Source organism: Streptomyces sp. NPDC031210 (assembly GCF_055570395.1).
Genome location: NZ_JBVIHH010000002.1, coordinates 201,720 through 223,255 on the forward strand (window position 1 = coordinate 201,720; position 21,536 = coordinate 223,255).

The following is a 21,536-nucleotide window of genomic DNA, read 5'->3' on the forward strand; positions in this document are numbered from 1 at the left end:
GCGCGGACGTGCATCGTCCCTGGGGGTGCGTCACTATTGATCCGCAAAGGACCGATAGGAGGCCACATGGTTGACCGCTTTATCGAAGTGTCCCTGGACAAGCGCGGCGTGCGCTGCACCGCCAAACTGCTCGACGACCGGGCGCCGGTCACCTGCGACGCCGTCTGGAACGCCCTCCCGCTCGGCGGCGACGTCTACCACGCCAAATACGCCCGCAACGAGATCTACGCACTCATCCCGCCGTTCGCTCCCGAGGAGCCGCCGCTGGAGAACCCGACGATCACCCCGATCCCCGGCGACCTGTGCTACTTCACCTTCAGCGACACGCAGTTGGGCACCGCCTCCTACGGCTACGAACGCCAGGCCAAGCACCAGGGCCGCGCCACCGTCGTCGACCTCGCGCTCTTCTACGAACGCAACAACCTGCTGATCAACGGTGACGCGGGCTGGGTCCCGGGGATCGTGTGGGGCACCGTCGTGGACGGCCTGGACCGGATGGCCGAGGCGTGCCAGGACCTGTGGCGGGCCGGCGCCCTGGGGGAGACCCTCAGCTTCCGCCGGGCATGACGGGCGCGGGGAGGTCCGCGATCCCCGCCTCGTAGAGCGCGTGCGCGGCGCGCAGCACCAGCGCGTCCGCGTGCCGCGCCCCGACCAGTTGCACCCCGATCGGCAGCCCGTCGCCGTCCACCCCGCAGGGCACGGTCGCGGCGGGCTGCTGGGTCAGGTTGAACGGGTAGGTGAACGGCGTCCAGCCCGTCCAGCGGGTGTGGCCCGACCCGGCCGGCACCTCGACGCCCGCCTCGAACGCGGTGATCGGCTCGGTCGGCGTCACCAGCAGGTCGTAGGTGGTGTGGAAGCGGCCCATCGCCTGGCCGAGCGCCATCCGCGTGTCCACCGCCGCCAGGTAGTCCAGCGCGCTGTAGCGCGCGCCCTGGGCGCACACCTCACGCAGCCCCGGGTCCATCCGTTCGCGCTCCGCCTCGCCCAGCGGCTGCACCACCCGTGCGGCGCCGCTGAACCACAGCGTGTGGAACGCCTCCACCGGGTCCGCGATGCCGGGGTCCGCCTCCTCGACGTGCGCGCCCAGAGCGGCGAGCGAGGCGGCCGCCGCGCGCACCGCCGCGGCGACGTCCGGCGCCACCGGCACGTCCCAGCCCAGCGACGGGCTGTAGGCCACCCGCAGCCCGGCGACTCCTTCCGGCCGTTCCAGCGCCGCCCGGAAGGAGTCGCCGGCCGGCGCGAGCTGCGACCAGTCCCGCCAGTCGGCGCCGGTGATCACATCCATCGTCAGCGCCGCGTCCGCCGCGTCCCGGGTCATGGGCCCGACGTGTGCCAGCGTCCCGAACGGGCTCGCCGGATAGTGCGGGACCCGCCCGTAGGTGGCCTTGAGGGCGAAGATCCCGCAGAAGGAGGCGGGGATGCGGACCGAGCCGCCGCCGTCCGTCCCCAGGCTCAGCGGTCCCGCGCCCAGCGCCACCGCCGCGCCGCTGCCGCCGCTGGAGCCGCCCGCGGTGCGCCCCGGGTCGTAAGGGTTGCCCGTCACGCCGTGCCGCGGGCTGTCCGTGACGCCCTTCCAGCCGAACTCGGGGGTGGTGGTCTTGCCGACGAACACCGCGCCGGCCGCCCGCAGCCGGGCCACCGACGGCGCGTCCTCGTCCCAGGCCGCGCCCTCGGCCCGGATGGCCCACGAGCCGCGCAGCGTCGGCGCGCCGCGGGTGAGGAGCAGATCCTTGACGGTCACCGGCACGCCGTCCACCGGCCCGGCCGGCTCTCCCGTCCGCCACCGCTCCGCCGACTCCTTGGCCTGGGCCAGCGCCTCGTCGCCGTCGATCCGGGTGAAGCAGTTGGTCCACGCCTGGGCGGCCTCGGCGCGCTCCAGTACGGCCCGGGTCGCCTCGACGGGGGAGAACTCGCCGGCGGCGTACCCGGCCGTGAGCCGGGTGGCGGTGAGGTCGGCCAGGTGGGTCGGTTCGGTGGTCATGCGTCCTCCGAGCGTTGGCCGCCCCGGGCCGGGGCGGCGGGCGGGGTGCGGAGCCGGTGCCGGGCGGGGACCGTCCGCCGCCGGTGGGTGACCGGCGCCGGCCGTACCGCCGCCGGCGTCACCGCACCGGTACGTACCCCAGGCGCTTGTCGACCAGGTTGCGCAGCGGCTGACCGGCCACCCACTGGTCGAAGTTGTCCTGGAACTGCTCGGCGAGGGCGTCCCGCCAGCCCAGGGTGTCGCCGCTCATGTGGGGCGAGACGATCAGATGGGGGACGTCCCACAGGGGGCTGTCCGACGTCAGCGGCTCGCGCTCGAAGACGTCGAGCGCGGCGGCCGCGATCCGCCATTCGCGCAGCGCCGCGACCAGGTCGTCCTCCACGACGAGCTGTCCGCGTCCGATGTTGATGAACCGTGCCTCCGGCTTCATCAGGGCGAACGTCCGCTTGTCGAAGAGCCCGCGGGTGGCGTCGGTCAGCGGCGCCGCGCAGATCACCCAATCCGCACGCGGCAGCAGGCCGTTGAGCGCGTCGCCGGCGTGCACCGTGCCGAAATCGGGGTCGGGGGAGCGCTCCCGGCGGCCGACAAGATCCACCGTGACGCCCAGTGCCTTGAGGGTCGTGCCGATGGCCCGGCCGATCGGCCCGGAACCCACCACGACCGCGCGGGTGCCGGCCAGCCGCAGCGTCTCGCGGTGCCGCCACCGCCGCTGTCGCTGCAATTCCCAACTTCCGTAAAAATCTTTGGCCATGGCGAGCACGAGGCCGGCCACGTATTCCGCGATCGGCTGCTCGAAAACGCCGCGCGCGTTGGTCACGAGTGTGTCGTCGGCGATCAGTGCCGGGCACAGCAGACGGTCCACACCCGCGCTCGCGGTGTGCACCCAGCGTGGTCGCGGCCCCTCGGTGGGCCAGGCCTTCCGGACGGCGTCGGAGGTGAAATCCCAGGCCAACAGCACGTCGGCGGAGGGGAGTCGGTCGGCGAGGGTGGTGTCGTCGGCGAAGACCACCCGGGCCCGGCCGGCCAGCCGGTCCAGCTTCGGCGGCGGGTCGGAGCCGAGTACGAGGACGGTGCTTCCGGTGCTTTCGGACATAGGCCAGAAACCGTTCTGAAACGTGTGCCCCTTATTTATGAAGAGGACGCCGACAGATGCCTGAGATGCGAGGATTGACCACGCTAAGAAGTCGTATCTACCGTGTCAACAACGGCTCTGTCCCGACGTCCCGGCTTGCACCGGCTGCACCACATCCACGGCCACTGGCCTGGCCATCCAGCCCTTCGTTCTTCTAGGGGCCTTTATGGACGTCTCTTTTCTCGGGGGCCCACAGCCTCAGCTCGGCGTGGGCGTCGTCGCGCCTTTCGACTTCGCGCTCGACCGCGAGCTGTGGCGCTGGGTTCCCGACGACGTGTCCCTCCACCTCACCCGGACTCCCTTCGTGCCCGTCGAGGTCAGTCTCGACCTGGCCCGTCTGGTCAGCGAGCACGAAACCCTGCACGCCGCCGTCCAGGCGCTGTGCGCGGTCTCCCCGCAGGTCGTCTCCTACGCCTGCACCTCCGGCAGCTTCGTCGGCGGCACGGCGGGCGAACGCGCCATGTGCGCCGCCATGACCCAGGCCGGTGAGGTCCCCGCGCTCACCACCTCGGGCGCGCTGATCGAGGCGCTGCGCGAGATCGACGCCCGGCGCATCGCGGTGGTCACGCCGTACACCAAATCGGTCACCGACTCCCTGGAGGACTATCTCGCCGAGGCGGGCATCACCGTCACCGGGCGGGCGTATCTCGGGCTGACCCGGCACATCTGGAAGGTGCCCTACCGCGACGTCGTCGACATGGCCCGCCGGGCCGTGGTCGGCGCCGCGGACGCGCTCTTCATCAGTTGTACGAACCTGCCGACCTACGACGTCATCCCGCAGCTCGAGGCGGAGCTGCGGATGCCGGTCCTGTCGGCCAATCAGGTCACGATGTGGGCCGCGCTGCGTGCCATCGGCGTGCAGGCGGTAGGCCCGTACCAGGCGCTGCTGGATCCGGTGGCCAGACGCGGTCCCGCCGCGATGTCCGGATCGGGGGTGGCGGACGCGGGGCCGCGGGCGACCCCCGAGGCCGCCTTCGCCGGGCCGCCGGCCCCGCCGGAGGGGGAGCTGGGGGACGGCATCGATCCGCCGCCCTATCTGCCCGAGGATCCCGGGCCCCAGCCGCCGGTCTGAGGCCGCCGCACCCGGCGCGCCGGCCGACCGGAGCCGGCGCCCGGCGCGTCCGGAACCGCCGCGGCACCGGGACCGCCGCGCCACCGCAAGTACGAGCGGCACCCCAAGACAGCGCCACCGCAAGTACAGCCACCGCACCACCGCACCCGCAGCCGTACACGCAAGGGAGACCCGCATGGCATCGGTCGGCTTCCTCTACCCCGGCCACTCCGCCGAGGACGACTACCCCCGGCTCGAAGCGCTCCTGGGCGGCACGGTCCGCCTGCCGCTCGTGCACACCGATATCGGCGAGGACGCCCACCGCGTCGACGCGCTGCTGGAGATGGGCTCCGCGGCACGGCTCGCCGCGGGCGTCGCCGAGCTCAAGAGCCGCGGTGCCCAGGCCGTGGTCTGGGCCTGCACGAGCGCCAGCTTCGTGTTCGGCTGGGAGGGAGCCCACGAGCAGGTACGGGAGTTGTCGGCCACCGCCGCGCTGCCCGCCTCCAGTACCTCCTTCGCCTTCGCGCACGCCGTCCAGGCGCTCGGCGCGGAGCGGGTCGCCATCGCCGCGACCTATCCCGCCGACGTCGCCGAGCACTTCCACGCGTTCTTGAAGTCCGCCGGTACGGAGGTCGTGGCCACCCGCGGCAGCGGCATCATCACCGCCGCGGAGGTCGGCACCTGGGGCCGGGAGGAGGTGCTCGCGCTGGCCCGGGCCGGCGATCATCCGGACGCCGAGGCGGTGCTGCTGCCCGACACCGCCCTGCACACCGCCGCGCATCTGCCGGCCCTCGAAGCGGAGCTGGGCAAGCCGGTGCTCACCGCCAATCAGGTGACGGTCTGGGAGGGGCTGCGGCTGCTCGACCGGGAGATCGCCTGCCCGCCGCTCGGCACGCTGTTCACGCGCACCGCGCGCGGGTAGCGGGGGAGCGGCGCGGGGGCGGGACGCCGCCCCGGGAATAAGCGGAGAAGCACTCCGGTTGTCCTCCTCGCACACCAGCGACGCGAGGAGGACCCGCACCGTGAGCGGCGTAGACGGAGTAGACGGCGTGGCCGACGCGGCCCCGGCCACCGGGGACGGCACCCGGACCACCGGCGACGAGACCCCGGCCACCGGCGACGGGATCCGGGCGACCGCCCGGGGCACCGCGCCCGTCCCCCTTTCCGTGCTCGACCTGGTGACGGTCGGCGCGGGCAACACCGCCTCCGGCGCGGTGCGCACCGCCGTCGACATCGCCCGTACGGCCGAGCGCCGCGGCTACCACCGCTACTGGGTCGCCGAGCACCACTCCATGCCCGGCGTCGCCTCGTCCTCCCCCGCGGTGCTGCTCGCCCACCTCGCCGCGCACACCGGCTCCATCCGGCTCGGCTCCGGCGGCGTCATGCTGCCCAACCACGCGCCGCTGGTCATCGCCGAGCAGTTCGGGACGCTGGAGGCGATGGCCCCCGGCCGCGTCGACCTGGGCCTGGGCCGCGCGCCGGGCACGGACGGCGCGACCGCGGCCGCCCTGCGGCGCGGTACCGCCCACGAAGGCGCGGACGAATTCCCGCAGCAGCTCGCCGAGTTGACCCGCTTCCTCGACGACTCCTTCCCCGACGGCCACCCGTACGCCAAGATCCACGCGGTGCCCGGCCCGGTCCAGGCCACCTCGCCGGGCGGGGTGCAGTCCCGCCACCGCCCGCCGCTGTGGCTGCTGGGTTCCTCCGGTTTCAGCGCCCGGCTCGCCGGCTCCCTCGGCCTGCCGTTCGCCTTCGCGCACCACTTCTCCGCCGCCAACACCCTCCCCGCGCTGGACCTCTACCGCGCGTCCTTCCGCCCCTCCGAGGTGCTGTCCGAGCCGTACGCCCTGATCGGCGTCTCCGCGCTGGCCACCGACGAAGAGCGGGAGGCCCGCCGCCAGGTCCTGACCGGCGCGCTGTCGATGATCCGGCTGCGCACCGGCCGCCCCGGCCTGGTCCCCAGCCCGGAGGAGGCCGCGGCGCACCACTTCACCGAGCGGGAGCGCGACTTCGCCGACAGTTGGCTGGCCAACGTCGTCCACGGCACCCCCGATGCCGTCCGCCAGGGCCTCGACGACCTCGCCAAGCGCACCGGCGCCGACGAGCTGATGCTCACCGCCAACGCGCACGGCGGCGCGGTGCGGCTGCGCTCGTACGAGCTGATCGCGGACGCGTACGGGCTGCCGCGGTAGGCCGGCTCCGGCGGACGGGCGGGCGCCGGCGCGGGCTCAACCGCCCGTGCGCCGCCCGGCGTCCAGGAGCGCCTCGACGCGGTCGGGGGCGACCGGGCGGGAGTAGAGCCAGCCCTGGCCGGTGTCGCAGCCGATGCGGCGCAGCCGTTCGGCCTGCTCGGCGCTCTCCACGCACTCGGCGGTGACGGTCAGCCCGAGCCGGTGCGCGAGCGCGACCAGTGCCTCCACGATCACCTCGTCGGCCGGGTTGGGATGCTCCTTCGACCGGAAGCCGCGGACGAAGGAGCCGTCCAGTTTCAGGACGGACACCGGCAGGCGGCTGAGGTAGGCGAGGTTGGAGTAGCCGGTGCCGAAGTCGTCGATGGCGATGCGTACGCCCATGTCGCTGAGCGCCTGGAGGGCCTGGAGCGGCCGGCCCGCCGAGCCCATCACCGCGGACTCGGTCAGCTCCAGTTGCAGCAGCCGCGGCGGCAGCCCGGTCTCGGCGAGGATGCCGGCCACGTCCGCGACGAGGTCGGAGTCCCACACCTGCCGCACGGCCACATTGACGCTGACGAACAGCGGCTGGCCGCCGGGGTGCGCGAGCTGCCAGGCACGCGCCTGGTGGCAGGCCCGCTCCAGGACCCAGCGGCCCAGTTCGACGATCGCGCCGTTCTCCTCGGCCAGGGCGATGAACCGATTCGGCGAGAGTGTCCCGAATTGCGGATGCCGCCAGCGCACCAGCGCCTCGACGCCCTGCGCCCGCCCGTCGTCCAGCCCGACCAGCGGCTGGTATTCGAGCGTGAACTCGCCGCGGTCCACGGCCGGGCGCAGCGTGCTGGACAGCGCCTGCCGGGTCATCCGGTGGGCGTTGCGCTCGGGGTCGAAGAGCGTCCAGCGGGCCTTGCCGTCCTCCTTGGCCCAGTACAGCGTGGTGTCCGCGGCCTGCATCAGCCCGGTCGCCGTCGTGCCGGTGGCCGCCCGCTCGACGACGCCGATGCTCGCCGACACCGACAGCCGCTGCCCGGCCAGGTCGAAGGGCCGTTGCAGGGCGTCCAGCACGCACTGGGCCAGCTCGGCCAACTGGTCGGTGCCGGTGGAGTCCTCCACCAGGATCGCGAACTCGTCGCCGCCCAGCCGCGCCACCAGATGCCCGGCCGGTCCCGGCCCGCGGTCGGCGGCGTGCTCCGCGCAGCGGGTCAGTCGCTGCGCCACCGCGCTCAGCAGCCGGTCGCCGACGCGGTGGCCGAGGGTGTCGTTGACGGCCTTGAAGCCGTCCAGGTCGAGGTAGCACAGCCCGATACGGCCGGTGCCGGACGGTTCGAAGGCGCCGGTCTCCAGGGCGGCGCTCTCCAGCGACGCGGAGAGCCGTTCGAAGAAGAGGGCGCGGTTGGGCAGCCGGGTCACCGGGTCGTGCATCTGGAGGTGCCGCAGCCGGGCCAGCAGGTCGTGCCGGTCGCTGATGTCCGCCACCGACAGCAGCATCCGCTCCTCGCCCGCCAGCGGTTCCACGGTCACCTCCACCCAGACGGAGTGCCCCTCGGGGTGTTTGAGGCGGCGGGTGCAGCGCAGCCGGTCGCTGCGGCCGCACAGCACCTCCCGGTAGGCGGTCCACACCCGCGGGTCCGCGCCGAGGTCGGTCAGGTCCGCGGCGGTGGCGGCGACGAGTTCGGCGGGATCGGTGCCGACGAGTTCGCCGAAGGCGGGGTTGGCGGCCAGCACCAGGCCGTCGCGGTTGAGGACGGCCATGGGCAGGCGGCCGGCGTAGAAGGCGGCGCGGTAGTCGCCGAGTGAGGCGGCGGTGTCGTCGCAGGGCGCGGCGCCGTCCTGGGCCGTGGCCGGCGCGGGGCGGACGGCACCGGATTCTTGGGCCGTACCGTCACGCTCCGTCACTGAGGGAAGCGTCGCTCCGGGCGTGCGGCCCGGGCTGTCGGGGTGTCCGCTCACTGCTCGCTCCCGCATGGCGCTTGTCTCGTGATGGAGGGGGGATCTCGCGCTGGAAAGTGTGGCGATCATAGAGGCTGGTGCGACGGCCGATCCAGCGACGCAGCCGGGATCGTCGGCCCGCATGACGGAACTTCAACCATTTCTGCCCGTCTCTGTTCGCGCCTATTACGCCATTGGTCGTTTATTACTTTCCGTAACGGCGTGGCCGAGGCTTGCCGGTCACTCGTCTGGACCCTCGGAACAGGACGAAGAGCATTAAATCGCCACAGGGTGGAACAGCTTTCCCGATCCGTCCTGGAGGTCGATGTGCCGCGCGCCCAGACACCCGACGGAGTGGACCGCCGCCCCCTGCGGCGCGTCGCGGCCGTCCTGACGTCCCTGAGCGCGCTGATCGCGACGTCCATCGTCGCCGGACCCGCCACCGCCTCCGAGGCGACCCTCTCCTGCGCGCTCGGGCGCACCGACGCCCACCACTCCGAGGGCCTGGACACCTGGAACGGCGCCTACCCCCGCCCCGAAGGCGACCTCGACGCGGTGCTGGTCTTCCTCTCCTTCCCGGACTCCCGGCCCGTGGCCGACCCGCGCGACCTGTCCGCGGACTACTTCCCCGCCACCTCCCGCTTCTTCGACCGCGCCTCCTACGGCACCTTCCGGCTGCGCCCGCACCTGCACCGCCACTGGGTACGCATGCCCAAGCCCTCCGGCGCGTACGGCATAAGGCGCGACTGGGACGCCGGCCGCCGCGCGGCCTACCTGCGCGACGCGGTGGCCACCGCCGACCCCTCGGTGGATTTCAGCCGCTACGACATGGTCTATTTCGTCGCCGACCCCGACGCACCCGGCGTCGACTCCGACGCCACCAAGGTCGTCAACCTCGATCAGCCGATGCACGCGGACAACTCCGACCTGCGCCGCTTCGTCACCGTCTTCGAACAGAGCCCCCCGGACCGCAACGTCCTCGCCCACGAGACCGGGCACGTCTTCGACCTGCCGGATCTCTACCACCGCCCCCAGGACGGCAAGGGCGACTGGGACACCCACGTGGGCGACTGGGACCTCATGGGCAGCCAGTTCGGCCTGGCGCCCGACCTCTTCGCCTGGCACAAGTGGAAACTCGGCTGGATCGGCGACAACCAGGTCGACTGCGCCGAGCTGACCGACCCCACCCCGCACGTCCTGCGCCCGGTGTCCGCGCCGCGCCGTGCGGGCGAGCGGCACCTGCCCCGCCTGGTGGTGGTCCGCACGGGAGCGGACAGCGCGCTGGCGATCGAGGCGCGCGGCGCCGAGGGCAACGACCATGCGGCGTGCAGCGAAGGGGTCCTCGTCTACCGGGTGCGCAGCGCCACCGCCTCCGGATCCGGGCCGGTACGGGTCCTCGACGGGCATCCCGCCACCGAGGCGTGCTGGGGCACCTCGGTCTACCCGCCGCTCGCGGACGCGCCCCTGGGCGTCGGGGAGAGCCTGACCGACTCCGAGAGCGGCGTACGGATCCAGGTCGCCGGGCGGACGGCCGACGGCGACTGGACGGTCGAGGTGGGACGCGGCTGAACGGCCACCCGGCGGACAACGACGAAGGCCCCCACCGAGGTGAGGGCCTTCGACTGTCTGTGCGCCGCCAGGGACTCGAACCCCGGACCCGCTGATTAAGAGTCAGCTGCTCTAACCAACTGAGCTAGCGGCGCCTGCTGACGGGGAAAACATTAGCACCCTGATCGGGGACGGCAAAAATCGGTTTTTCCCAGCGCGGGGTGGGGGCGCGGCCGGCGGGAGAGGGGGCGGTGTCAGGGCGAGGCCAGGGCCGCGATGGGGCGCTGAGCTGCGCCTTCGCCGGGGTCCGCGCTGATGTCCGGGGCGGGGCGCGTCGCCGTGGCCGCGTCCGGGCCCGCCTCGGCCTCCGGATCGCCGGCCGCCGCGCGGGCGGCGCGCACACAGGCCCAGAGCAGCACCTCGGGGCCGGGCAGCCACGGGCTGCGGACGTCCGGCGCCACCAGCCAGCGGGAGGCGGCCGGGGCCGCGGCGTCCTCGGCGGCCGCGTCCGGGCCGTCGGCGGCTCCCGGCCGACCCGGCCGGGGGCGCAGCGGCGGGATGGTCACCGCGTCGCCCCTGCCGTGGCACAGCAGCGGCGGCACGGTGGTGCCCCACTCGCCGCCCGACCTCGTCGGGGGCGCCCCCACCCAGTCGAGCAGCGCGGGCAGCCGCTGGGCGGTGCCGGGGGCCGCGAAGAGGAGGATCCGGCCGCGGTGGGACGCCACCGGCCCGGAGCCGGGCCCCGCGGACCACAAGCGGTCCACCATGCGGCGCCCGAAGAGCACCGGGGCGTTGATCACGTCGAAGGCGGTGCCGCACGGCAGCACGCTCGGGGCGGACGGGTGCGCGGCCCACAGGGCGTGCACGGCGCGCGGATGAGGGCTGGCGGAGGCGAGCCAGTCGGCGCCGGCGAGGGTGACGTACGCCGAGGTGGGAAAGGCCAGGGTCCGGGGAGTGTCAGGCAGCCAGTCGCTCATGGGGACAGGTCTACCGATTCGACGCGTTCCGCTTCCGTTGATTGGCGGAAACCGGGACGGGGCGGGCCGGTGAGGGGTATCTTCCCTCCCCCGCATATGCCAACGGCTCATGGTTGTGGACCATGAGCCGTAGCGGGGCGTGTGTGACACGAGAGGCGGGCGGCGCCTTCCCGGTGTCGTGCTCAGGTCCCGTCGCCGGGCCGGGGGCCACCCTCCCGCATCAGGCTGCGGCCGAACTCCACCATCCGCTGCGCGTAGTCCTCGCTCCATTCCGCCCGCTCCGCGAGCACGGACAGCGGCAGCCGGTCGAAGTGCTTGGGATCGGTGAGCTGGGCCGCCGCCAGCGCCTGGAACTCCGTCGCGCGGTCGGCCGCCGCGCGGAAGGCCAGGGCCAGCTCCGTGGCGCGGCTGAGCAGCGCCCGCGGATCGTCGATCGACTCCAGGTCGAAGAAGTGCTCGGGGTCGGCTGCGGCCTCCGGCGGCTCGAACAGCAGCGGCGCGGGTTTCCTGCGCCGCGGCCCGGGCGCCGTACCGCGGGGATCGGGAGCCGGTCGCGGCTCGGACATGTACGTACCTCCAGGATCGTGTGCCGCATTCCATTGTCCCGCCTCGCGCAAGTAGGCCCCGGTCCCTCGCGCGCCCCCCTTCACGACCGGTTCGGCTCACGCCCGGCATGTCCCTTTCCGGGGAGCCGGAGGGCGGCCCGGGCGGGACGGTGAGCGGCGCCGTCCCGCCCGGGCCGACAGGCCGGGCGGCTCACGGCCGCCACACCACCCGGTGCTCCGACAGATGGGCCAGGACCGCGTGGTTGGCCTCCCAGCCGTCGGGGAACTTCACGGTGACGCTGAGCTGGACGGGCTCGGTCGAGGGGTGTTCGTCCAGCAGGTCCGCGACGCCCGCCCGGCAGACGACGACGCAGGCGTGGCGGTGGCGGGAGGCGAGCACGCACAGGCGGCCGGTTTCCAGGTGGAAGGCCGTGGCGTCGGGGCGGCCGGAGAGCGGGTGCAGCACGACCGTGACGTCGAACTCGCGGCCCTGGAGACGGTTGGCGGTGTCCACCGCGACGCCGCCCACGCCCAGCTCGGCCAGCGCGGCCCGGACCGCCGCGGCCTGGTCGCGGTGGGCGGTGCCGACCGCGATCCGGGCGGCGGTCAGCGGCGCCGGATCGGGGGAGTTCTCACTGGTCGCGGCGCCGCCCCGGTCCAGCATGCGGCGCACCACCCAGGCCACCGCGCGCACCGCCTCGGGGTCCGTACGCGGCGTGTGCCGGGCGGGCAGTTCCAGCAGGCCCCAACCGGACTCGGCGGCCTCGTCCACCACGCGGTCCACCGCCGAGCCGTCCCCGGCCACCGCGAACGCCAGCCGCCGGTCGCCGTGGCCGGTGCCGCTGCGGAAACGGGTGTACGGGTAGAACGCGTCGGAGACCAGTGGCGCGGCCGAGGCGGGCAGCCGCCAGGACACCGGCAGCCGGTGCTGCGGCAGGTCCGGATTGTGGGCCAGGAGGGTGGACACCGCGCTCGCCGACGGGTCGTAGGACAGCCCGGCCCACTGCTCCGCGCCGACCACGCTGAACGGATCGAGCTGTCCGGGGTCGCCGACGAACAGCGCCCGCTCGAAGAGCCCGGCGACGGACAGCAGCGCGTCGGAGCGCATCTGATACGCCTCGTCCACGATGGCGTGCCCCCACGGCTCGTCGACCTTGGTGTAGGCCCACTTCGCGGCCGTCGAGACGACGATGTCCAGGCCGGCCAGATCGGCGGCCTTCGCGGACGTCACGACCGAGGGCAGCTCCGCCAGAGCCGGGTCGAACGCGCCGGGCTCGCTGCTGTGCAGCCGGCCGACCGGCAGCTCCGGGTCCTTCGCCGCGATCCGCAGGACGAGATCGTCGACCTGGGCGTTGGTCTGCGCGACGACCATCAACGGGCGCCCGGCGGCGGCCAGTTCGCGGGCCGCCCGGACGACCAGGGTGGACTTGCCGGCGCCCGGCGGGGAGTCCACGACCACCCCGCGCCGGTCGCCGTGCAGCGTGTCGCGCACGATCGCGTCCGTCGCGGCGGCGGCCGCCGCCGACGGGTCGAACGGCGCCGTGCCGGGCGCCTGCTGAGCCGCCGTCATCGGGCGACCGCCCGGCGGGCGGACGGGCGGTGCGGGAGAGGGGTCACAGGAAGTCCTCCGCGGTGACGGGATCGGGGGCGTCCGCGGGCGCGCCCTCGCCGGCGGTGGCCGGGGGGCCGCCGTGCGTCCAAGGGGTGTCCTCGGGCTCGGGCAGCTCCGGGCCGCCGCGCGGGGCGTGTTCGAACAGCGTCCAGCAGACCGTGTCACCCGGCTCCGGCACCGAACCGGGCTCGGGTGTCCTGGCGCGCCCCATCCCGCCCGTCAGCCGCACCACCAGCCCGCCCGGCTCCGGCCCGGTGTACGCGACGAACTCGGCGGTCTGGGCCCGGCCGTCCGCCAGCGGGCGGTAGAGCCTGGCGCGCTCGGCGAGCTGCGGGCGGTCGGCCGTCCGCAGCGTGACCAGCGGCCGGGGCATGGGCCGCTTGCCCTCGGAGTACGCCATCTCGACGGCGGTGACGCTGCCCTCCAGCGCCTCACCGGCCAGCCGGCGCCCCGCCATCACCAGCGGGTCGTCGAGCGCCTCCTGCGCGTCCAGTTGGGCCTGCGCGGCCTCCCGGGAGGCCAGCTTGCGCGCGGCGGTGACGGCGTCGTCCCGCTTGGGCTGCGGCGGCTCCCCGGCCCGCACCCGGTCGCGGTGCGCGGTGTAGGACCAGCGGTCGCGCTTCCAGCGGTCGGCGACCCGCGCGCCCTCGGGAAGGCCGCGCAGCAGATCGACGCCGTGCCACACCGCCTCCCAGGTCGGCCGCAGTTGTCCTTCGACGAGCCGGCGGACCTCGTCCTCGGCGCCGGGCAGCCGAGCGTCGTAGCGGGCCATCGCGGGGGCCAGCAGCCGGTTGTCGAAGGCCGGGTCCGTGGCGGGGCCGGCCGGCGGGCACCGCAGTTGCCCGTCCGCGTCACGCGCCGACTCCGCGACCTCGGCGGCGGCCCGCCCGGAAACGCCCGGCGGGGGATCGATCCAGGCGAGCAGCGCGCCCAGGTGCTGGTCCTCCAGCACGCTCTGGCCGGTCGCCCAGTGCCGCGTCAGCAGTCCGGTCATCGGCAGCAGCAGGCAGGCGCCCGGCACCCGCGCCCGCTCACCCAGATGAGTGAACCAGCGGCCCAGCAGCGGTACCTGCGGCGGCGCCGGATACGGGGCCTCCGGCTCCTGCTCGGCGGTCCGCCGGAACCGCATCGAGCGCCCCAGCAGCCGTACGAAGTCGATTCCGGCCGCGCTCGGCACGATCAACTGGGGTGCGTCCGCGCACAGTTCGACCTGGACCGTGACCTTCTTGCCGGTCTGCGGATCGGTCTCCTTGCGCTCCTCCCACTCCACGCCCTCGGCGAAGCCCTCCACGTACGGCAGCACCGACTCGGCGAGCTCGGCGAGGAAGGCGAACCGCAGATCGCGGTCGCGCGGCTGCGGGACGACCAGCAACTGTGGCTTCTCCCGGTCGGTGCCGACCAGCGCGCCCAGCGGGGCGCCGGCCTCGCCCGCGGTGGTCAGCGGCACGAAGACCAGCGGCCGCCGGGACAGATGGCGGTGGCGCACCGTGGCCAGCGGCCGGGCGCGGCCGGCCGCCACCGCCTCCATCCTGGCCAGCGTCCCCATCAGCGACATTCCCGCTCCTCCCGCCGGTCCGCCGCGGCGGACGACGCCAGCGCCTCGGCGCGCAGGGCCGCGGCCCGGCGCAACGCCTCCACGGCCGGATCCTGGGCACAGCCGTGCACACCGCCGGGCCCGTCCTCGCCCGGCCCGTCCCCGCCGGGCCCGTCCTCCTCCGTACGCGGCCCCGGCACCCCACGGGCCGCCGCGAGGACCTCCCCGACGGTGCGCAGACCGCCCAGCTCGCCCCGCACCCCCCGCCCCAGCGCCTCCACCGCGCCCTCCTCGCGCGCCCGCCCCCGGCAGTGGAAGGCCAGCTCGCAGGCGGCCAGGCACTCCGGTGCGTACGCCGCGCCGACCGCCTCCACCGCCCGCGCCAGCTCCTCGGGCGGCCGGGTCGGCGTGCCGTCGTCCGCCGGCCGCAGGTCGAACGTGGTCCGCTCGGGCAGGGCGGCGGCGATCTCCTCGACGCGGGTGAGCCGGGCCAGTTGCCGCCGGGTCGTCGCGAGCTGCTTGCGGACGTCGACGGCCGCGGCGGTGGGGATGTTGGAGAAGTCCTTCGGGCAGACCTGCAGCACCCGGTCGCGGACGAAGACCTCGCGGCCGGTGTGCGCGGCGACATGTCCGGCGACGCTCTCCAGGGCCAGGACGTACACCGCCGCCTGCCGGGCCGCCGCGCCCACCTTCGCGGCGTCCGCCACCCCGTCGATCATCGGGAACGACTTGATCTCCACGACCGTCCAGCCGCCGTCCGGATGCACCACGACCGCGTCCGGCTCCAGATAGGCGGGCGAGCCGGCCACCTCCACGGCCAGCATCGGATGGTCGAGCAGGGCCCAGCCGCCGGCCGCCGTCGCCTCGCGCAGCGCCAGTGCCGTACGGGCCGCGCGCCCCTCGGGCCCGGCCGCGGACAGGTCCGGGACGGCGACGCCGTCGCCCTCGGGTGGCGCGGCGCCCGCACGCAGCCGCTCGTGCAGCAGCCGCAGCAGGTCGGCGCCGCCGTCGGCCTTCACCCGCGCTTCGAAGGCGTTGCCGCGCACGAGCGCGAACTGGGACTGGCCGTAGGACGCGGGCGAACCCAGCGCCAGGGCCAGCGCGGCCTTGTCGATGCCCGCGCCGTCCAGCAGCGCGCGGCGCCGGCAGCCCGGGTTGGCGGCCAGCGCGGCGAGCGCGCGGGCGTCGAGCGCACGCGGCCGCACACCGGGCCCGCGCAGCTCGGCGAGCCGCTTGCGCAGGCTCGAAGCGGGCGCCGGCTGCCCCGGCTGCGGGGCGGCCGCCGCGGATCGGCTGTCGCGGGAGACGTTCACCCGCGGAAGTCTCGCATCCGGCACTGACAACCGGGGCGGTTACCTGCCGGGCCGGCGCCCGCCGCCCGGGCCCCGAGGTCCCCCCGGTCCCCGACCACGGCGGAATCGACCAGGTGCGCGATGATGGGAGATCCGCGGTCCGCGCAGGCGCCGCCCGCGTGAACCGCCCGCACGAGCGACGAGGAAGCCGGGAGACCGGCGAGAGGTACGACCCATGGCACCGCGCATTCTCCTGGCCCGGCACGGGCAGACGGAGTGGTCCCGTTCCGGCAGGCACACCGGACGGACCGACATCCCGCTGCTGGATGAGGGCCGCCGCGGCGCCGAGCTGCTGGGCGAGCGGCTGCACCGCGCCCCCTGGAACGGCCTGCCCGGTGTCGAGGTCCGCACCAGCCCCCTGGTACGCGCCAAGGAGACCTGCGAACTGGCCGGCTTCGGCGACCGGGCGCGGGACTGGGACGCGCTGATGGAGGTCGACTACGGCGCGTACGAGGGCCTGACCCCGGCCGAGATCAAGGCCGGCCGGCCGGACTGGCTCATCTGGCGCGACGGCGTCCCCGAGGGCGAGACCCTCGCGGAGGTCTCCGCCCGGACCGACGAGGTCATCGCCTGGGCCCGCTCCGCCGACCGCGATGTGCTGGTCTTCGCGCACGGCCACGTCCTGCGCGCCCTCGGTGCCCGCTGGCTGGGCCTGGACATCTCCTTCGGGGCGCGCATCCGCCTGGAGCCGACCTCCCTGTCGGTGCTCGGCTGGGCCTACGGGGAGCCCGCCATCGAGCGCTGGAACGACACCGGCCACCTGGGCTGAGCCCCGCCCCCGGGACCGGTGCGGCTCCGGGGGCGCGGACCCGCCGTCAGATCAGCGTCCGGCCCGCCGGGCCCTGCCGTCCGGACGCCCGCGCCGACGCCGTGTGCCGGGCCAGGAACTCCGCGACGCCGGCGTGCGCGGCGTACGGCCGCAGGGCGCCGGCCGTCGCGTCCAGCATCGCCCGGATCCGCGCCGAGCGGACCCGCTCCAGCAGCTCCAGCACCCGCGAGCCGGCCTCGGCGGCCTCCTCCGGCGCGCCGCTGCCCGCGAGATCGCCCGCGAGTTCCGCGGTGAACAGGGCGATGTTGCGCGTGAAGTGCGGGTCCTGGAGCGCCACCGCCCGGCGGGCGTGCTCGGCCGCCCGGCGCCGCTCGCCCAAGGCCGACCAGCACTGCGCCTCCAGGCCCGCCAGCTCGGCCTCGCCGTAGAAACTCATCCACTCCGGGTCGTTGTCCGACGGTCCGGCGGCGAACAGCCGGTGGGCCCGCGCCAGCGCCTGCTCGCAGCCCGCCCGGTCCGCCAGGCCCGCCCAGCCGCCCGCCTCGCGCAGCGCGAGCAGCGACAGCAGCCGCGGCGAGCCGAGATGTCTGGCGGCCTGCTGCGCGGCCTGGGCGGCGCGCACCGCCTCGCGCGGGCGCCCGGCGTCGCGGGCGAGGAAGGCGGTGTTGCAGAAGGCGTGCGCCTCCAGGGCCGCGTCGCCGCAGACCCGGGCGGTGGCCAGCGCCTCGGCGTAGTGCGAGCGGGCGTCGTCGAAGCGGGCGGAGTCGTGGGCCAACCAGCCGACGGAGATGGCGAGTTCGCCCGCTCCGGAGTGCAGCCGGTCGGATACCGAGCGGCGCTGGACGTCGGCGTCCAGCAGGTCGTAGGCGGCGCGCAGCGGCTGCGCTGCGCGCCGGTAGAGGCCCTCGGCGCCGTGCCGGTCGTCCAGCAGCCGGATGCGGCGCACGGCCTCCTCCACCGCGGCGGCCTCGGTGGCGCCGGCCCGGCCGCCCCCAGGAGCGCGCGGGCCGGGGACGGCGGCGGAAGCGGCCGTCGGGCCGGGATACAGGGCGGTCAGGCCCAGGGCGGCCGCCGGGCCGCCGGTGATGAACGCGCGACGCAGCACGTCGCTCTCCTCGCAGATCTGGATACGGGTATCGCGGTGGTCGGGTTCGGTTGCCAGGGGCGCGGCGCTGACCGCCGCCGTACGCGCCCCCCGTCCGCGTACCGTCTCGCGTGGTGCGAAGCCCATGTCCGGCAGCGTCAGCCCGGGGAACATGTGCCGGAACACCCGTTCATAGGCGTAGTTCGGACACCGGATCTCGCCGGACTCGACGCGGCCCACATAGCGGGCGTCGCACGAGACCTGCTCGCCGATCTCACGGGCGGACCGTCGGACCGCCGCCGCGAACTCGCCTGGTGACAGCCGGCCGCGAAGCTGCCGGAAGGCGGTGTTCGGGCGGGCGGCCACGGTGCGGGACGACGCTGATCTTGCTGGTTGCGACGCCATGGCGGACCCTCTCCGTGCCCAATCCGTGCCATCTTGATGGCGGTGCCGCTCCTGGCGGTGCGGCGGGACGACCGTACCGTCTGTGACGGACTCGATACACAGAGTTTGGCTACAAACCGGATATCTCCCCCGTGATCCGCCATGAACTGCCATCCTTTGCAGCGGTACGCCGCCGTAGCTGTTGACGCCCCGCGCCGTTGAACACGGTGTAAAGGGTGCGGCGTGTGCATGAGGAGGGGTTCCCCGTGTGGGAGACCGTGAGCAGGGGCGTCAAGGATTGCGCGGAAGCGGCCGCCGACCGGGACCGCGGCGTGCCGGCGGACCCCGCGCGGGCCTGTGACCTCGTCACGGTGCCCGCCCGGCAGGGCCTGGAAGCCGTCGACATCCTCCGCCTGCGGGACGGCGTCGGCCCGGTGCTGCACGACGGCGCCTGCCACACCCTCGGCTTCCTGGTGCCGGCGGGCACGGCCGACGGCTGGGACGTGCCGGGCAGCGCCTGCACGCAGACCTACGGGCGCGGGGTGGCCATGGGGGCGCTGTGCGGCGGCGAGGGCACGCTCATCGAGCCGCCGGTGACCGGCACGGGCTGGCTGGTGCCCCCCGAGGGCGCGTTCGCCGACGCCACCGACCCCGTCGTCCTGCGCGCGGCGCTCGGCGAGGCGGCCCGCACCATCGAGGCCGTCGACCGCTGCCGATAGAGGGACCGCCGCGCCCGCGGCGGTCCCTGACGGGAGCGCTACAGCGCGCGCTCCCCGGCCGGGGCCTGCGGTTCCGTCGGGCCCGGGACGGCCGGGGCGCCGTCGCGGGCCGGGCGCGGGATGGCGAGGGTGCCGCGGTGGTCGCCCAGCCGCCGCCGCAGACCGCGCAGCGTCCGCTCCGCCGTGAAGGTCGCGCCGTACACGAACCGCATCGACGGGCCGAACGACGGCGCGGTCAGCAGCCCGGCGAAGAACAGGCCGGGCCAGGACGACTCGAAGCCGGGGCCGACCTCGGGCGCGCGGCTGCCGCCCACCGTCCGCAGCGCGCCGCGCAACCGCGGGTCGAGCAGGCGCAGCCGCCCCAGGTCGGTGTTGAAGCCGGTCGCGGCGACCACGTGCTGGGTATCCACCGTCTCGGTGCCGCCATCCGTACGGGTGAGTTCGAGCCGTACGCCGTCGTCATGGGCGGCCGCGGCGCGGATCCGGTGGCCCAGCAGGACCGGTACGGCCGGCTCGAAGCGCTCGCGCAGCCACCAGGCGCCGGCCGGGCCCAGCGCGGTCCGGGCGATACGGGTCCGGGCCGAGGCGGGCAGCCGGCGCACCGCCCAGGGGATCTCCGACCACACCCAGCTCGGCCATCCGGTGCCCAGGCCGCAGTGCGGGTCGCGCAGGGAGCGCAGCGGGCCGCGCTCCAGCGGCTGCGGCGGGGTGTTCCAGTTCAGCCGGCCGGCGCGGGCGACGACGCGGACCCGGGCGCCCTCCTCGGCGAGCAGCGTCGCCGTCTCCAGGGCGGCCTGACCGGAGCCGATCACCGTGACGTCCTGGCCGGCGAAGCGGCTCAGATCGCGGTGGTCGCTGCTGTGCGAGGCCAGTCGCGGGGAGAGGCCGCGCAGCGGTCCGGGGCGGTGGGTGAACGGCATCACGCCGACGGCGAGCGCCACCGTCCGGGTCGCGATGTTCTCCCCGGTGTCGGTCGCGACCCGGAAGGTGTCGCCTTCGGGGCGTACCGAGGTGACCGTGACCTCCTCCACCGGCGGCACCGCCCGCTCCCCGAACCATCTGCCGTACGCGGTGAAGGTGCCGATGGGCAGCGGGACGCCGTGCCGTGCGGTCACCTGATGGGCGGCGCAGTAGTCCGCCAGGGTGTGGCCGGCGCCGGGGGCCGACAGGTTGGAGGCCCACGGCTCGGATTTCAGGTACATGCCGCCGGGCATGTGGTCGCGCCACGACGCCATCGGCCGGCCCAGCACCCGCAGGCGCAGCCCGGCCGCGGCCGCGTGCGCGGCGATCGAGAGTCCGTAAGGGCCGGCGCCCACCACCACGAGGTCATACATGGGAGTTCCTGCTCTTTCTCTTCGTGCGGACGGACCGTCGCCGCCCGCGGCGGTCAAGGCTGTTGGGGGGCGCCGACGCGGTGCGCGGGCACCGGGCGGGCCGGGGACGGGGTGGCTTCCGGTGCGGCGGTGCGCATCCGGAGCGCGCCCTTGCGGACGCCGCGGCGCAGCCACGAGGCGGTCATCGCCAGGAACGGCAGCGGATCGTCGGCGGCGAACCACGCCCGCTCCACCCCCCGGTGCGGCCCCGTGGGGGCGGGCGCGGCGGGGGCGGGAGCGGTGGTCCGCGGCCGCCGGGTGAAGGCGGTGGCGGCGGCGGACAGCAGGGCGTAGTTCTCGGCGCGGAAGAGCCGCCCCGGCGCTCCGCACCGGCCGGGCACCGTACGGCCCGTCAGGTCCAGGTGCAGCGCGCGGACCACGTCGAGTCCCGAGGCGTCGGTGAACAGCCGGAACTGCGCGCCGGGCCGGGGGTTGAAGTCGAGCAGGTGGTAGCGGCCGCGGGCGTCGCGGCGGAAGTCGAGGTCGAGGATGCCGCGGTAGCCCAGATGCCGGGCCAGCCGCACCGACGCCCGCTCCACCTGGTCGTTGGGCAGCCAGCGGCCGACCGCCGTCAGGCCGGCGCCCGGCGGCCAGGCGCGTTCCTTGCGGCCCGCTCCGCCGATCAGGCAGGCGTCGCCGCGGGTGAAACAGCCGTGGAAGAACCAGTCGGTGTCCGGGCCGCCGGGCAGCCGGCGCTGGAGCAGCAGCGGGCTGCCGGCGCGTTCGGTGAGGTCGAACAGCCGGCGGGCGTCGTCGGGTGTCCGCACCAGCGTGGTGCTGCGCAGTCCGGTGGCGGGCGCCAGCAGCCAGGGGCGGCTCCACTTGGCGACCACCGGCAGCCCGAGTTCGGTGGCCGCGGCGGCGGCCTCCCGGGCACTGCCGGGCAGGGACGTCGCCGGGTGCGGCAGGTCCAGCTCCCGGCACAGGCGGGCGAGTTCGGCCTTGTCGGCGACGCGTTCGGGCAGGCCGGCGGGTTGCGCGGGGAGCAGGAAGCGGTCCACCAGCCGGTCCGCGAGCCGGGCCGCGACGATCGCGCCCCGGTCGTCCATGGGGATGAGTACGGCGGGCCTGCCGATGCGTTCGGAGACGGCGCGCAGCAATTCCAGCAGCGCGGCCTCGGCCTGCCGCCCGGCGGGGAGTTCATGGGCCCGGTGCAGATATCGGGACCGGGCCACCGGGCCGCGCGCCGATTCGACGACGGCATGGACTTCGATTCCCGCCCGCCCCAGCGATCTGACCGCGCCCAGTGTGCCATGGTGAAAGGGATTGGGATCGAGCCGCAGCAGCAGAACGGGCACCTCGGTGTCGAACAAGGGCATGAACTTTACGTCCTTCACTTCGATGGACCGTGCGGGGGAAGGAAATCGCTAATGGGCTA

At 74.9% G+C, this 21,536-nt stretch carries 18 protein-coding genes and 1 tRNA gene; 7 read left to right on the top strand and 12 right to left on the bottom strand.

The window, feature by feature from the left end; genetic code table 11:
* The first annotated feature begins 66 nt into the window (after nucleotides 1-66).
* Nucleotides 67-567 (top strand): DUF3830 family protein, encoded by a 501-nt coding sequence (locus ACZ45Z_RS04665; RefSeq protein ID WP_468356040.1) that lies wholly within the window; start codon nucleotides 67-69, stop codon nucleotides 565-567.
* Here ACZ45Z_RS04665 and ACZ45Z_RS04670 read toward each other — a convergent pair.
* Both ACZ45Z_RS04670 and ACZ45Z_RS04675 read right to left on the bottom strand, forming a co-directional pair.
* Nucleotides 548-1,981, bottom strand: coding sequence for an amidase (locus ACZ45Z_RS04670; protein ID WP_468356042.1), 1,434 nt, complete (start codon nucleotides 1,979-1,981; stop codon nucleotides 548-550). The genes ACZ45Z_RS04665 and ACZ45Z_RS04670 overlap by 20 nt on opposite strands.
* A gap of 118 nt (nucleotides 1,982-2,099) precedes the next feature.
* Nucleotides 2,100-3,074, bottom strand: coding sequence for a D-2-hydroxyacid dehydrogenase (locus tag ACZ45Z_RS04675; RefSeq protein ID WP_468356045.1), 975 nt, complete (start codon nucleotides 3,072-3,074; stop codon nucleotides 2,100-2,102).
* A 205-nt stretch (nucleotides 3,075-3,279) separates the two neighbouring features.
* On the opposite strand from ACZ45Z_RS04675, the gene ACZ45Z_RS04680 reads away from it, so the two are divergent.
* The 3 genes from ACZ45Z_RS04680 to ACZ45Z_RS04690 all read left to right on the top strand — a co-directional run bounded on the left by ACZ45Z_RS04680 (nucleotide 3,280) and on the right by ACZ45Z_RS04690 (nucleotide 6,356).
* Nucleotides 3,280-4,185 (top strand): maleate cis-trans isomerase family protein, encoded by a 906-nt coding sequence (locus ACZ45Z_RS04680; protein WP_468356048.1) that lies wholly within the window; start codon nucleotides 3,280-3,282, stop codon nucleotides 4,183-4,185.
* A 175-nt stretch (nucleotides 4,186-4,360) separates the two neighbouring features.
* The gene (locus ACZ45Z_RS04685; protein WP_468356051.1) at nucleotides 4,361-5,086 is read left to right on the top strand and encodes a maleate cis-trans isomerase family protein; all 726 of its coding nucleotides are present in this window, start codon (nucleotides 4,361-4,363) and stop codon (nucleotides 5,084-5,086) included.
* Between the two features lie 202 nt (nucleotides 5,087-5,288).
* Complete coding sequence (locus ACZ45Z_RS04690; protein ID WP_468357338.1) at nucleotides 5,289-6,356, top strand: LLM class flavin-dependent oxidoreductase; 1,068 nt, start codon at nucleotides 5,289-5,291, stop codon at nucleotides 6,354-6,356.
* Nucleotides 6,357-6,392: 36 nt separating this feature from the next.
* Here the strand turns inward: ACZ45Z_RS04690 and ACZ45Z_RS04695 are convergent, their stop codons facing one another.
* Nucleotides 6,393-8,228, bottom strand: coding sequence for a putative bifunctional diguanylate cyclase/phosphodiesterase (locus tag ACZ45Z_RS04695; RefSeq protein ID WP_468356054.1), 1,836 nt, complete (start codon nucleotides 8,226-8,228; stop codon nucleotides 6,393-6,395).
* A gap of 360 nt (nucleotides 8,229-8,588) precedes the next feature.
* On the opposite strand from ACZ45Z_RS04695, the gene ACZ45Z_RS04700 reads away from it, so the two are divergent.
* On the top strand, nucleotides 8,589-9,830 hold the full coding sequence (locus tag ACZ45Z_RS04700; RefSeq protein ID WP_468357341.1) for a M6 family metalloprotease domain-containing protein: 1,242 nt from the start codon (nucleotides 8,589-8,591) through the stop codon (nucleotides 9,828-9,830).
* A 60-nt stretch (nucleotides 9,831-9,890) separates the two neighbouring features.
* Here ACZ45Z_RS04700 and ACZ45Z_RS04705 read toward each other — a convergent pair.
* The 6 genes from ACZ45Z_RS04705 to ACZ45Z_RS04730 form a co-directional block, all read right to left on the bottom strand.
* A tRNA-Lys gene (locus tag ACZ45Z_RS04705) sits at nucleotides 9,891-9,964 on the bottom strand.
* Between the two features lie 99 nt (nucleotides 9,965-10,063).
* Nucleotides 10,064-10,786, bottom strand: a complete 723-nt coding sequence (locus ACZ45Z_RS04710) for a bifunctional DNA primase/polymerase (RefSeq protein WP_468356057.1) — start codon at nucleotides 10,784-10,786, stop codon at nucleotides 10,064-10,066.
* Between the two features lie 182 nt (nucleotides 10,787-10,968).
* A complete protein-coding gene (locus ACZ45Z_RS04715) occupies nucleotides 10,969-11,352 on the bottom strand; it encodes a hypothetical protein (RefSeq protein WP_468356060.1) in 384 nt (127 codons plus the stop codon).
* Between the two features lie 190 nt (nucleotides 11,353-11,542).
* Nucleotides 11,543-12,901: an AAA domain-containing protein gene (locus ACZ45Z_RS04720; protein ID WP_468356063.1), complete on the bottom strand. Its 1,359-nt coding sequence runs from the start codon at nucleotides 12,899-12,901 to the stop codon at nucleotides 11,543-11,545.
* Nucleotides 12,902-12,944: 43 nt separating this feature from the next.
* Nucleotides 12,945-14,498 carry a hypothetical protein gene (locus ACZ45Z_RS04725; RefSeq protein ID WP_468356066.1) on the bottom strand — a complete coding sequence of 518 codons (1,554 nt, stop codon included), beginning with the start codon at nucleotides 14,496-14,498 and terminating at the stop codon, nucleotides 12,945-12,947.
* The gene (locus tag ACZ45Z_RS04730; protein WP_468356068.1) at nucleotides 14,489-15,790 is read right to left on the bottom strand and encodes a hypothetical protein; all 1,302 of its coding nucleotides are present in this window, start codon (nucleotides 15,788-15,790) and stop codon (nucleotides 14,489-14,491) included. Before ACZ45Z_RS04730 ends, ACZ45Z_RS04725 begins: the two co-directional genes overlap by 10 nt.
* 214 nt (nucleotides 15,791-16,004) lie before the next feature.
* Here ACZ45Z_RS04730 and ACZ45Z_RS04735 point away from each other — a divergent pair, with 214 nt between their 5' ends.
* Nucleotides 16,005-16,598: a histidine phosphatase family protein gene (locus tag ACZ45Z_RS04735; RefSeq protein ID WP_468356071.1), complete on the top strand. Its 594-nt coding sequence runs from the start codon at nucleotides 16,005-16,007 to the stop codon at nucleotides 16,596-16,598.
* A 46-nt stretch (nucleotides 16,599-16,644) separates the two neighbouring features.
* Here the strand turns inward: ACZ45Z_RS04735 and ACZ45Z_RS04740 are convergent, their stop codons facing one another.
* Nucleotides 16,645-18,087, bottom strand: coding sequence for a tetratricopeptide repeat protein (locus ACZ45Z_RS04740; RefSeq protein ID WP_468356074.1), 1,443 nt, complete (start codon nucleotides 18,085-18,087; stop codon nucleotides 16,645-16,647).
* A gap of 245 nt (nucleotides 18,088-18,332) precedes the next feature.
* On the opposite strand from ACZ45Z_RS04740, the gene ACZ45Z_RS04745 reads away from it, so the two are divergent.
* On the top strand, nucleotides 18,333-18,785 hold the full coding sequence (locus ACZ45Z_RS04745) for a hypothetical protein (protein WP_468356077.1): 453 nt from the start codon (nucleotides 18,333-18,335) through the stop codon (nucleotides 18,783-18,785).
* A gap of 38 nt (nucleotides 18,786-18,823) precedes the next feature.
* On the opposite strand, the gene ACZ45Z_RS04750 is transcribed toward ACZ45Z_RS04745, so the two are convergent.
* Together ACZ45Z_RS04750 and ACZ45Z_RS04755 are read right to left on the bottom strand one after the other, a co-directional pair.
* Complete coding sequence (locus ACZ45Z_RS04750; protein ID WP_468356080.1) at nucleotides 18,824-20,119, bottom strand: NAD(P)-binding domain-containing protein; 1,296 nt, start codon at nucleotides 20,117-20,119, stop codon at nucleotides 18,824-18,826.
* A 53-nt stretch (nucleotides 20,120-20,172) separates the two neighbouring features.
* A complete protein-coding gene (locus ACZ45Z_RS04755; protein WP_468356083.1) occupies nucleotides 20,173-21,477 on the bottom strand; it encodes a carboxylate--amine ligase in 1,305 nt (434 codons plus the stop codon).
* Between the last annotated feature and the right edge of the window lie 59 nt (nucleotides 21,478-21,536).

What these genes read in the sequence shown, in the direction of transcription:
- ACZ45Z_RS04665 (WP_468356040.1), top strand. Translation starts at nt 67, where the DNA reads ATGGTTGACCGCTTTATCGAAGTGTCCCTGGACAAGCGCGGCGTGCGC.
- ACZ45Z_RS04670 (WP_468356042.1), bottom strand. Translation starts at nt 1,981, where the DNA reads ATGACCACCGAACCGACCCACCTGGCCGACCTCACCGCCACCCGGCTC.
- ACZ45Z_RS04675 (WP_468356045.1), bottom strand. Translation starts at nt 3,074, where the DNA reads ATGTCCGAAAGCACCGGAAGCACCGTCCTCGTACTCGGCTCCGACCCG.
- ACZ45Z_RS04680 (WP_468356048.1), top strand. Translation starts at nt 3,280, where the DNA reads ATGGACGTCTCTTTTCTCGGGGGCCCACAGCCTCAGCTCGGCGTGGGC.
- ACZ45Z_RS04685 (WP_468356051.1), top strand. Translation starts at nt 4,361, where the DNA reads ATGGCATCGGTCGGCTTCCTCTACCCCGGCCACTCCGCCGAGGACGAC.
- ACZ45Z_RS04710 (WP_468356057.1), bottom strand. Translation starts at nt 10,786, where the DNA reads ATGAGCGACTGGCTGCCTGACACTCCCCGGACCCTGGCCTTTCCCACC.
- ACZ45Z_RS04715 (WP_468356060.1), bottom strand. Translation starts at nt 11,352, where the DNA reads ATGTCCGAGCCGCGACCGGCTCCCGATCCCCGCGGTACGGCGCCCGGG.
- ACZ45Z_RS04720 (WP_468356063.1), bottom strand. Translation starts at nt 12,901, where the DNA reads ATGACGGCGGCTCAGCAGGCGCCCGGCACGGCGCCGTTCGACCCGTCG.
- ACZ45Z_RS04725 (WP_468356066.1), bottom strand. Translation starts at nt 14,498, where the DNA reads ATGTCGCTGATGGGGACGCTGGCCAGGATGGAGGCGGTGGCGGCCGGC.
- ACZ45Z_RS04735 (WP_468356071.1), top strand. Translation starts at nt 16,005, where the DNA reads ATGGCACCGCGCATTCTCCTGGCCCGGCACGGGCAGACGGAGTGGTCC.
- ACZ45Z_RS04740 (WP_468356074.1), bottom strand. Translation starts at nt 18,087, where the DNA reads ATGGCGTCGCAACCAGCAAGATCAGCGTCGTCCCGCACCGTGGCCGCC.
- ACZ45Z_RS04750 (WP_468356080.1), bottom strand. Translation starts at nt 20,119, where the DNA reads ATGTATGACCTCGTGGTGGTGGGCGCCGGCCCTTACGGACTCTCGATC.
- ACZ45Z_RS04755 (WP_468356083.1), bottom strand. Translation starts at nt 21,477, where the DNA reads ATGCCCTTGTTCGACACCGAGGTGCCCGTTCTGCTGCTGCGGCTCGAT.